Source organism: uncultured Faecalibacterium sp. (genome assembly GCF_900066275.1).
In the GTDB taxonomy this organism is placed as follows: Bacteria; Bacillota; Clostridia; order Oscillospirales; family Ruminococcaceae; genus Faecalibacterium; species Faecalibacterium taiwanense.
Map to the genome: position 1 here is coordinate 25,024 of NZ_FMFG01000011.1, position 10,324 is coordinate 35,347.

The 10,324-nt window shown below is 54.9% G+C and carries 14 protein-coding genes; 6 read left to right on the plus strand and 8 right to left on the minus strand.

Annotated features, from left to right (window positions below; all coding sequences use genetic code 11):
- Nucleotides 1-172: 172 nt before the first annotated feature.
- From QZL71_RS05780 to QZL71_RS05790, 3 genes are all read left to right on the plus strand, one after another.
- Complete coding sequence (locus tag QZL71_RS05780; protein ID WP_097770701.1) at nucleotides 173-955, plus strand: ZIP family metal transporter; 783 nt, start codon at nucleotides 173-175, stop codon at nucleotides 953-955.
- A gap of 246 nt (nucleotides 956-1,201) precedes the next feature.
- A complete protein-coding gene (locus QZL71_RS05785; RefSeq protein WP_294648241.1) occupies nucleotides 1,202-1,813 on the plus strand; it encodes a class I SAM-dependent methyltransferase in 612 nt (203 codons plus the stop codon).
- 22 nt (nucleotides 1,814-1,835) lie between these two features.
- On the plus strand, nucleotides 1,836-2,072 hold the full coding sequence (locus tag QZL71_RS05790; RefSeq protein ID WP_294648243.1) for a hypothetical protein: 237 nt from the start codon (nucleotides 1,836-1,838) through the stop codon (nucleotides 2,070-2,072).
- A gap of 88 nt (nucleotides 2,073-2,160) precedes the next feature.
- Here the strand turns inward: QZL71_RS05790 and QZL71_RS05795 are convergent, their stop codons facing one another.
- The 3 genes from QZL71_RS05795 to QZL71_RS05805 form a co-directional block, all read right to left on the minus strand.
- Nucleotides 2,161-3,291 (minus strand): SLC13 family permease, encoded by a 1,131-nt coding sequence (locus tag QZL71_RS05795; protein WP_294648245.1) that lies wholly within the window; start codon nucleotides 3,289-3,291, stop codon nucleotides 2,161-2,163.
- 123 nt (nucleotides 3,292-3,414) lie between these two features.
- Complete coding sequence (locus QZL71_RS05800; RefSeq protein ID WP_294648246.1) at nucleotides 3,415-3,873, minus strand: threonine/serine exporter family protein; 459 nt, start codon at nucleotides 3,871-3,873, stop codon at nucleotides 3,415-3,417.
- A complete protein-coding gene (locus QZL71_RS05805; RefSeq protein ID WP_005939719.1) occupies nucleotides 3,870-4,640 on the minus strand; it encodes a threonine/serine exporter family protein in 771 nt (256 codons plus the stop codon). The genes QZL71_RS05800 and QZL71_RS05805 overlap by 4 nt, the downstream gene beginning before the upstream one ends.
- 425 nt (nucleotides 4,641-5,065) lie before the next feature.
- Here QZL71_RS05805 and QZL71_RS05810 point away from each other — a divergent pair, with 425 nt between their 5' ends.
- Nucleotides 5,066-5,536 carry an Hsp20/alpha crystallin family protein gene (locus QZL71_RS05810; protein WP_294648247.1) on the plus strand — a complete coding sequence of 157 codons (471 nt, stop codon included), beginning with the start codon at nucleotides 5,066-5,068 and terminating at the stop codon, nucleotides 5,534-5,536.
- 342 nt (nucleotides 5,537-5,878) lie between these two features.
- Here QZL71_RS05810 and QZL71_RS05815 read toward each other — a convergent pair whose 3' ends face one another.
- On the minus strand, nucleotides 5,879-6,007 hold the full coding sequence (locus tag QZL71_RS05815; RefSeq protein ID WP_097782029.1) for an oxaloacetate decarboxylase: 129 nt from the start codon (nucleotides 6,005-6,007) through the stop codon (nucleotides 5,879-5,881).
- Nucleotides 6,008-6,020: 13 nt separating this feature from the next.
- Nucleotides 6,021-7,151, minus strand: coding sequence for a sodium ion-translocating decarboxylase subunit beta (locus tag QZL71_RS05820; protein WP_005939727.1), 1,131 nt, complete (start codon nucleotides 7,149-7,151; stop codon nucleotides 6,021-6,023).
- A gap of 465 nt (nucleotides 7,152-7,616) precedes the next feature.
- On the opposite strand from QZL71_RS05820, the gene QZL71_RS05825 reads away from it, so the two are divergent.
- Nucleotides 7,617-8,099, plus strand: coding sequence for a peptide-methionine (S)-S-oxide reductase (locus QZL71_RS05825; RefSeq protein WP_097774744.1), 483 nt, complete (start codon nucleotides 7,617-7,619; stop codon nucleotides 8,097-8,099).
- Between the two features lie 2 nt (nucleotides 8,100-8,101).
- Nucleotides 8,102-8,242 carry a hypothetical protein gene (locus QZL71_RS05830; protein ID WP_242959377.1) on the plus strand — a complete coding sequence of 47 codons (141 nt, stop codon included), beginning with the start codon at nucleotides 8,102-8,104 and terminating at the stop codon, nucleotides 8,240-8,242.
- A gap of 102 nt (nucleotides 8,243-8,344) precedes the next feature.
- Here QZL71_RS05830 and fabZ read toward each other — a convergent pair whose 3' ends face one another.
- From fabZ to QZL71_RS05845, 3 genes are all read right to left on the minus strand, one after another.
- A complete protein-coding gene (gene fabZ, locus QZL71_RS05835; RefSeq protein ID WP_005939736.1) occupies nucleotides 8,345-8,815 on the minus strand; it encodes a 3-hydroxyacyl-ACP dehydratase FabZ in 471 nt (156 codons plus the stop codon).
- Nucleotides 8,816-8,818: 3 nt separating this feature from the next.
- Complete coding sequence (fabF, locus tag QZL71_RS05840) at nucleotides 8,819-10,057, minus strand: beta-ketoacyl-ACP synthase II (RefSeq protein ID WP_005939739.1); 1,239 nt, start codon at nucleotides 10,055-10,057, stop codon at nucleotides 8,819-8,821.
- Nucleotides 10,058-10,072: 15 nt separating this feature from the next.
- Nucleotides 10,073-10,324 (minus strand): SDR family oxidoreductase (locus QZL71_RS05845; RefSeq protein ID WP_294648249.1); only part of this gene is annotated, 252 nt, incomplete at its 5' end.

The window sequence follows — 10,324 nt, forward strand, 5'->3', positions numbered from 1 at the left end:
AATAGCACTCCCACCGGGCGTTGTCAAGTAGAAACCGGAAAGTTTGCAGAGGTGAATTTTTCGATGCAGGAAACGATCTGCATCCTCTATACCGCAAAGCCCTTGACCTTTTTGCCGGAGCGCAGTATACTTTTTATGCAGTTAGTCACGAATAACCGCAAGGAGGTACTACATGATACAAGACGCATTCTGGGGAATCCTGATTCCATTTCTAGGTACAAGCCTTGGGGCAGGCTGTGTGTTCTTTTTGAAAAACTCTTTGCGCGACGGCATCCAGCGCGCCCTCACCGGCTTTGCCGCCGGAGTGATGGTGGCGGCATCGGTATGGAGCTTGCTGATCCCGGCTATGGAGCAGGCTGCAGATCTGGGCAGGCTGGCGTTTTTCCCGGCGGCGGTGGGTTTCTGGCTGGGCATCCTGTTTTTGCTGCTGCTGGACCATCTCATCCCGCATCTGCACCAGAACAGTTTGCAGGCCGAAGGGCCAAAAAGCCAGCTCCAGCGCACCACCATGATGGTTCTGGCGGTGACGCTGCACAACATCCCGGAGGGTATGGCAGTGGGCGTAGTCTATGCCGGATACCTTGCCGGAACTGCCCAGATCACCGCCGCCGGGGCGCTGGCACTTTCCCTTGGCATTGCCATCCAGAACTTCCCGGAGGGGGCCATCATCTCCATGCCACTGCGGGCGGAAGGAATGAAAAAAGGCCGGGCGTTCTGGGGCGGCGTACTGTCCGGCATCGTAGAGCCCATCGGGGCAGTGTTGACGATTCTGGCGGCAGGCATCGTGGTGCCTGCTTTGCCCTATCTGCTCAGCTTTGCCGCCGGAGCCATGCTGTATGTGGTAGTGGAGGAACTGATCCCGGAAATGTCGCAGGGGCAGCACTCCAACGTTGGCACGGTATTTTTTGCGGTGGGCTTCAGCGTGATGATGGTGCTGGATGTGGCACTGGGGTGACGGTTGGGGGTTCCCGAAAGCGAAATCTCTTTCGGAATACCCGAAAATACCTAAACTTCTTGACAGAGGAGACGGCAGGGCGTATTATTTTGGCAGAAGGACCGCTGAGAAGCGGCTTTTTATAGAATGAAAAGTTAGCTTTACCTAACTTGTGGCACGAGGAATTGCTGGCCGTCACCCGGTGCAGCGGGCGCATCTGGTAAAAAGTATTGCATTGTGAACGGTAAACAGAAAGAGGGTGGCATTATGTCCTTTTTTGAAAATACCCGAAAGCCCGTAGGCCTTGGCGGGAAGATCATGGTTGCTATGATGAACTTTGGACACAGCGCAATGGCAGAATGGGGGCTGCGCTTTTTACAGCCTGCCCCGGATGCCATGGTGCTGGACTGCGGCTGCGGCGGTGGAGCGAACATTAAGACACTGTTGAAACTGTGCCCCAAAGGCAGGGTGCAGGGCATCGACTACTCAGCCGTCAGTGTGGAAAAAGCGCGAAAGGTCAATGCCAGAGCCATTGCAGCAGGACGGTGTACCGTGCAACAGGCAAGCGTGACAGAGCTGCCGTTTGAAGCGGAGCAGTTTGATGTGGTGACTGCCTTTGAAACGGTCTACTTCTGGCCGGAACTTGCGCAGAATTTCAGAGAGGTTTATCGAGTGCTGAAGCCCGGCGGGGTCTTTTTCATCTGTAACGAAGCGAACGGCGAAACGACAAAAGACGACAAATGGACGCAGATCATCAATGGCATGACCATCTATACGGATACTGCACTGAAAGCGTATCTGGAACAAGCAGGATTCTGTCAGATCCAGAGCCACAAAAATAAAAAGGGCTGGCTGTGCGTTACGGCGCAAAAGCGGTGAAAGAGTGTAAGGAGGACGGAGCATGGAACGAAAAGAAGCAATCCGCAGTGCCTACCGGCTGACAGGCGGCAATAATTTTTATGACAGTATGATCACCTGTTCCACCCTGAGCGGGAAAGCAGTGTGCCGTCTGGTGTGGGACATGAACAAGGTGGAAAACGATGCCTATCTGGAAAAGGCACTGTCCGGCATCCCGAAGCATTTTTCCGGCAAGCTGCTGGAGGTGCCGGTGGGCACCGGCATTCTGACCATACGATAAAACCAAAGGGAGTTCTGCCTGGACCTTCGTCCGTGACGGAACTCCCCTTTTTTAGCTTTATAGAAAAACCATAAGTCATCTGCCACGGTCAGTGGAGCAAAAACCACACACCCAGCAGGATCGCAAGGAAGATCAGGTTGGACAGGGTGAACAGCCCCAAATACTGCTTCTTTCCCTGTGGCAGCTCCCGTGCGATCTGTCGGTAGGAAATAAGACTGGCCATGGATGCGATCAAAGTGCCAAGACCTCCCAGATTGGTGCCGATGATAAGGGCTTGTGTCTCTGCCGTGAACCCGGACAGCAGCAGGGCGGCGGGAACATTACTGGTGACCTGCGAAGCAAGAACCGCCACAAGAACTTCCCGGCCGGTCAAAAACTCCTGCAGCCAGCCGGAAAAGGCCGGAATGCGGCCAAGATTGCCAATGAAGATGAAAAAAGCCACAAAGGTCAAAAGCAGGGAATAGTCCACTGCCCGTAAGGTGTGCGGGTCTGCAAAAAGGGCGCAGACGAGTACAGCGGCAAAGGCAATGCCATAAGGCAACACCCGGATCACGGACAGCAGGCAGACGGCAAACAGAACCAGATACAGCAGGATGATCTTCTGATCTCCCTGAGATGCAGAAGAAGAAACAAGCTCGTCCACGGAGAGGGCGGCAGAGGCTTTCCGGCAGACCAGCGCTGCCCAAGCCAGCAGCAGGAGCAGAGAGACCAGGGTGTAGGGCAGCATAAGAAGAACAAATCCCCCGATGCTCATGCCGCTTTTTCCGTAAAGATAGAGGTTCTGCGGGTTGCCGATGGGGGTCAGCATACTGCCAAGGTTTGCCGCAATGGTCTGCATACAGACCACCGGGATCAGAAGGGAGCGGCGGACATCCGCTCCCAGACGGCTCAGAACCACGAACGTAAAGGGAACGAAGGTCAGCAGGGAAACATCGTTGGTGATGAACATGCTTCCGAAAAAGCACAGCCCGACCAGTACCAGTGTCAGCTGAAAGGTGCTGTGGGTACGGGACAGCAATGCCCGGCCCAGTCCATCAAAAAAGCCCTGCCGCCGCAGCCCGGCCATGACCGTCATCAGGGAAAACAAAATCGCCAGCGTGCGCAGGTCGATGTAGCCGAGATACTGCGCATCCGGCAGAACAAAGAAGGCGGAGACAACGGCCAGCACAGCGGCTGCGGTGAGAACCGTTTCCTGCTGAATGAATTGTTTGAGTTTCATAGAGACACATCCTTGTAATTGTAAAGGCTGCCCTGCTGCGATGCCGGGCGGCCTTTTTCCGTATTTCAGAGCAGCAGCTCAAACGACCCGATCATCAGGGGCATTCTTCAATGTGGAAGATCGCTACTTTCCCGAAGAACGGATTGCAAGTGCGTGCAGCTTCCGGCTCAAATCGGCCAGGTACCATGCGATTGCCATACCGCCGGCAATTCCAAGAGCGGCCAGAAAGGTCTGCTCTCCGAAATGCTCTGCAGCAGACAAATCATTGGAGACGACTGCGTTCATGCAGTAGTAGAGGGTGCTTCCGGGAATGAGGGGAATGGCAGCGGTAATGAAGAAAGGCGTAGAGGGTGCATTGCAGCATCGGGCAAGAATTTCGGCATACAGAGCGGCACAGAAACCGGCCAACAGATTGGCAAGAAAGACGCTGTGCAGGGTGTTGGCGGCAAGAAGATAAGCCAGCCATGCCAGAAGTCCGCCTACACCGGCGGCGGGTAAGTAGCGCCGGTTCAGATTGAAGATCAGTCCGAAACCGACCGAACCAAGGGCAGCACTGAGCAACTGCGAAAAAACCTGTATCATGCGGAAATTCCTCCCATCAACCAGATGGCGGCCATCATGCCGAGGGCAAGGGTGGCGGCCATCAGAATGGCTTCCACCAGCCGAAGAGAGCCGGAAATAATGTCCCCAAGTAAGATGTCCCGGATGGAATTTGTCAGCATGATGCCGGGAATCAACAGCATGATGATACCAATCAGAACTTTATCGGCATGAAACTGCATCCCAAAGCGGCAGAGCAGCAGAGTGGAGACACCGCTGAGAAATGATGCTATAAACTGAAATTCTACACCATTCATACAAAAAGGCGAGAGATAGCGCTCCATCCAGCAAATCAGAACGGCAATGCCGCCGGCCAGCAGGCCGTCCCAGAGATTTCCACCAAAGAAGATGGCAAAACTGGAAGCAGCCAACACACTGCCGGCAAGATGCAGTCTTGGGTCCGGATGCTGTGCCAGAATGGCATTCAGCTGGCGCTGAAACTCTTCTATGGAAGGAGGCGCTGTGCAGATACGGCGGCTGAGCGCATTGAGCTTTTCCAATGTCAGCAGGTCATTGCTGGCAGCGTGACGCAGGCGGCGGGTCTCGGTCTGCGGCGGCAGCGAGGGCATGGTAAGCGTGACCACGATGCTGGATGTGATCACGAATACATTCACATCTTCTGCCCCATAGGCGATTGCGATCCGGTTCAAAGTGTCCTCAACGCGGAATACTTCTGCGCCGCTGTTTTGTAAAGCTTCGCCCATTCGGACCAGAATGTGGAGAAAATGACTGATCTCGGTCTCTTCCACAATATCACGCTCTTTTCATCTCGGTTTCTACATTATTATAGCGGGTGGACCGGCAGAACGCAAGACGCTGCAAGGACAGAGAGACTTTTTGATAACTGCATTGTTTACGCGGGCAATGGATCGCCTGGTTCTGAAAAAACGGCTTGCATCCGTTCTGTCACAGCGAAAGACTACGATCAGAGAAGAAAAAATTGAATCCAGTGCAAACGATTTTGCCGAGAATTGCATGAAATGTTATAAAAGTATTATTCTTTTATGAATTTTAGCACTCTACTATTGACACTGCTAATAAACAGTGTTATAACAGTGGCGTGCTCAGGAGAAAGGGGCATGAGGGAACCGCAAGGCTCCCGGGAAGACTCCGCTTCTGATGCACGATCTTGATTTTATGCCCGACCCGAACGCCGGGATTGGAGGGTTGTTTTATGTTTATGCCTGCTGTTTTCCATGAAAATCTGTTCGATGATTTCTTTGATCCGTTTTGGAACGACGGTGTGCTGGAGCGTGCAATGAATCGTGAAGAGCGTGAGACCTTCGGCAAGCGCGGCGCAAACATGATGAAAACCGATGTGAAGCAGACCGCCGATGGCAACTATGATGTGGCTGTTGACCTGCCCGGCTGCAAGAAGGAAGACGTTCAGATGGAGCTGAGCGACGGCTACCTGACCATTCAGGCCGTCCGCAACCACTCCAATGACGAGAAGGACAACAATGGCCGTTATCTGCGCCGTGAGACCTTCTCCGGTACCTGTGCCCGCAGCTTCTATGTGGGTGATGCCGTGAAGAAGGAGGACATCCACGCAAAGTTCGAGGATGGCATCCTGCACATCGTGCTGCCCGCACCGCAGCAGCAGAAGGCTCTGCCTGCGAATCCCAATCTCATTGAAATCGAGTAACGTTTGTGCATCGGTGTGAGGAACACCGGCGCATAGAACCAACCCCCGGAGAACCGTAAGAAGCTCTTCGGGGGTTTTTGTATTCTGACATCTTTTCGGAAGTGAAAAAGCGTGGTACCCACAACACCGACACGCAAGAGGGCGCAGCAGTCAATCTTTTTGAAACCGCCGTCAAACACGCATAAAAGCGAAAAGAACCCGCTTTCAACATCAAATTGAAGTGAAAGCGGGTTCTTTATTGAAGTGACACCAAGTTGTCACAAAATCACAGCTTTAGAAGGCCTGTGCATCATATTTATAGCGATATTTCGCCGTAAATTCGTTTCTGCTTGATGGGGTGAATTATTTCCGACTTGTCAGCCGGTTGAGCAGCATCACAGCCAGGACAATGACACCAATGACGAGAAGAATGCCGACCATGCCGATGAGCATCATGGGCAGGGTGGTCATCCACGAAGAAAGATGAAGCATAAGTGTACCTCCGTTAAGCCATCAGGGTCAGAATCAGGCCGCCTGCAATGACGGATGCGATCTGCCCCGAAACGTTGACGCTGATGGAGTACATCAGCAGGAAATTCTGGTTATCTTCTTCCAATCCCATCTTGTTGACCACACGGCCGCTCATGGGGAAGGCGGAGATGCCGGCTGCACCGATCATCGGGTTCAGTTTTTTGCCTTCGGGCAGGAACAGGTTCAGCAGCTTTGCAAACAGCACGCCGCCTGCGGTATCAAAAACGAAGGCTACCAGACCCAGTGCAAGGATGAGCAGAGTATCGGGCCGGACAAACTTGTCAGCGGTCATCTGTCCGGCCACGGTCAGGCCCAGCACGATGGTGATGAGGTTTGCCAGCACATTCTGCGCGGTTTCGCTGAGGGCGTTCAGTACGCCGCACTCCCGCAGCAGGTTGCCGAACATCAGAAAACCAACTAGAGCTACACTGGCAGGAGCTACCATACCGGCAATGATGGTTACAACAATGGGGAACAGAATCTTCGTCAGCTGGCTGACATTGCCCTTTTCATAGGGCATCCGGATGCGGCGGTCCTTCTGAGTGGTCAGCAGTTTAATGACCGGCGGCTGCACGATGGGCACCAGAGCCATGTAACTGTACGCTGCCACCATGATGGCACCAAGGTACTGGGAGTTGAGGGTGTTAGCTACAAAAATGGCGGTGGGACCGTCCGCTGCACCAATGACAGCGATGGAAGCAGCATCCTTCAAATCAAAGAAGAAGCCTGCCAGAAACAGGGTGAAGAAAATACCAAACTGCGCTGCGGCACCAAAGAGCATGAGCCACGGTTTTTCCAGCAGGGGGCCAAAGTCGATCATAGCACCAATGCCGATGAAAAGCAGCAGGGGAAACAGCTCGTTGGACATGCCTGCTTCAAACAGGGCAGAAATGGGGCCTACGGTATCGCCCTGCGTGATGGCACCGGACAGCGGAAGATTGACCAGAATGGCACCAAAGCCCATGGGTAAAAGCAGGCTCGGCTCCATTTTTTTGGCGATGGCAAGGTAGATGAGCAATGCACCAATGCCCCACATCACCACCATCTGCCAAGTCAGGTTTCCAAAATTGGAAAACAGACTTGCGAATGTGTTCAGAAAGTTCATAGTTTTCTTGCCTCCTATTGTGCTCCGGTACGGTGACAAGAAAAAGAGACTCCTGCCACAGCACCTTGTCTGTGACAAAAGTCTCAAGCGAACACATGACATCGGGCATTTCTGCCGTGATGACGCTGCCATGCAGCAGTCTCCCGAAGAATAAGCCGGAATACTGCCCTTTACTCCCTTTTATCAGATGTATTAAAACAGAATATGGGAAAACTGTCAAGAAAAATACAGAAATCTTTTCTGTATCTTATGAGGGTCCTTCCGCTATGGTTCGCGCAAGCTGATTACAGCAAAGCATTTCTGAAAGCCCATCGAGAGAAAATCACTCTGCACAAGGCGGCCCCGGAGAGCTGCGATAAGCCCTCCGGGGCCATTTTTGTTTTTCGACATCTTTCCGACAGTGGAAAAGCGTGGTAGAATAGGAGCAAAGCTGATATATGATCAACAGGAAAGGGGAAAATCAAGATGGAAACGGTCTATATCGCAGGCGGATGCCTTTGGGGCGTACAGCATTTTTTTGACACAGTGCCTGGTGTACAGATGACTGAAGCCGGCAGAGCCAACGGAACAACGAGTTCTCTGGATGGCCCATACGATGGATATGCAGAATGCGTAAAAGTGGTCTATGATGAGAAAAACACAAGCATTTCAGAACTGATGGCACACCTGTTTGAGATCATCGACCCCTACAGCCTGAACAAACAGGGCGTGGACGTTGGAAAAAAGTACCGGACAGGGCTGTACAGTACAGATCCCAGACATCTGGAAGAAGCAAGAGCTTTTATAAACGGCCGGGAGGACCGGGACAAGATCATGCTGGAAGTGCTGCCGCTGACAAATTATGTCCGGAGCGCTGAGGAGCATCAGCACCATCTGGAACGGCACCCTGAAGACTGCAGTTACTGCCATATCCCGGATGCTGTCCTGAACAGATACAGAAATCAGTAAATATGCGATCCTACCATTGCAGTAACACCAATGGAAAGTATCAGGAGCAGGAGAGTGCTCCGCTGGTGCGGGAATTTCTGGCGGATACCGGCATGACGGCGGCGCAGATCGACCGGGTGGCCTATCTGGTGGGGCACCACTGATGGTTCTGGATGTGGCGCTTGGCTGAGAGAGCGAAGCGGCTTCTCAATGGTAAAATAACGGAAAACACCCCTGTGAGCTTTTTTAAACTCACAGGGGTGTTTTTAGGCGTTGGGGTCGGTCAGCACAAAGGTCAGCTCGGCGGTGGCGGCGCACTTGCCGTCCACCCACGCCGAGGCTTTGCCCACGCCCACCGGGCCGTGCTGTTCTACCAGTTCACAGTGCAGGGTGAGCACATCGCCGGGGGTGACCTGCTTGCGGAAGCGGGCATTCTTGATGCCGCCGAAGAGGGCCAGTTTGCCCTTGTTCTCCGGCAGGCTGAGCGCTGCCACCGCGCCGGTCTGGGCCAGTGCTTCCAGAATGAGCACTCCCGGCATCACCGGCTGGCCGGGAAAATGTCCGCAGAAAAATTCCTCATTGCGGCTCACGCACTTGCGGCCGATGGCCCACTGGCCCGGCTCGTAGTCCAAAATGCGGTCCACAAGGGCAAAGGGATAGCGGTGCGGCAGAAGCGCCGCAATCTCCTCGCTGTTCAGGGCGTTTGCGTCTGCACGCACGGTGCGGGGTTCTGCCATGGGTCAGCCCTCCCATCTGCGCAGGGCGATGCAGGCGTTGTGCCCGCCAAAGCCCAGACTGTTGCTCAGTGCGTAGGTCATGGCCTGCGCACGGCCAGTGTTCGGCACATAGTCCAGATCACATTCGGGATCGGGCTGCTCATAGTGGATGGTGGGCGGCGCAAACTGGTCATGCAGGGCCAGCGCTGTAAATACGGCTTCAATGCCGCCCGCACCGCCCAGCAGATGGCCGGTCATGCTCTTGGTGCTCACCACAGTCAGCTGCTTTGCGTGTTCGCCGAACACCGCATGGATGGCGGCGGTCTCGCAGGCATCGTTCATGTGGGTGCCGGTGCCGTGGGCGTTGATGTGGTCCACCTGCTCCGGTGCGATGCCTGCATCCGCCAGCGTCAGCGTCATGCAGTCGATGGCACCTGCGCCGCCGGGGGCGGGGGCGGTGAAGTGGTAGGCATCGCAGTTGGCACCGTAGCCCACCACCTCGGCGTAGATGTGCGCACCGCGGGCACGGGCATGTTCCAGCTCTTCCAGCACCAGCACACCGCTGCCTTCGCCCATCACGAAGCCGCCGCGCCGTGCGTCAAAGGGCAGGCTGGCTGCATCCGGATCGGTCGCAGTGGAAAGCGCTTTCATGCTGGTAAAGCCGCCGATGCCCAGAGGGCTGATGCAGCTCTCTGCACCGCCGCAGACCATGGCGGTCTCGTAGCCGTCACGGATGCGGTGGAAGGCATCGCCTACGGCATTGGTGCCGCCGGCGCAGGCCGTCACCGGGCAGGTGCACATGCCCTTCAGGCCAAAGCGGATGGCCACCTGTGCTGCCGCCATGTTGGCAATGGACATGGGCACGAAATAGGGGCTTACCTTTTCCATGCCCTTCTCTTCACCACGGGTGTGCTGCTCCTCAATGGTGGGCAGACCGCCGATGCCGCTGGAAAGGATGACACCGATCTGTTTGGCTTCCGCTTCGGTGTCCAGACCGCTGTCTGCAACTGCTTCAGCGGCGGCAGCAAGGGCCAGAACGGTAAAGCGGGCCATCTTGCGGGCTTCCTTTTTGTCCACGATGGTTTCCGGGTCAAAGCCCTTCACCTCGCCTGCCAGCTTGCATTTAAAATCGGTGGTATCGAACTGGGTAATGGGGCCGATGCCGCATTTGCCCGCTTTGGCAGCGGCCCAGCTGTCGGCGGTGTTGTTGCCCAGCGGGTTCACGGTGCCAAGGCCGGTGATCACGACTCTGCGTTTTTCCATGAGAGTTTTCTCCTTTTACATTGCCATGCCGCCGTCTGCACAGAGCACCTGCCCGGTGAGATAGCTGCTTTGTTCTGCGGCAAAAAATGCCACTGCATTTGCCACATCCTCCGGCTTTCCTGCGCGGCCTGCGGGGATGCCCTTTGCCATTTCGGCACGGACGGCTTCCGGCAGGGCGGCGGTCATGTCGGTCTCGATAAAGCCCGGCGCGACTGCATTCACGGTCACATTGCGGCTTGCCAGCTCGCGGGCAAGGCTTTTGGTCAG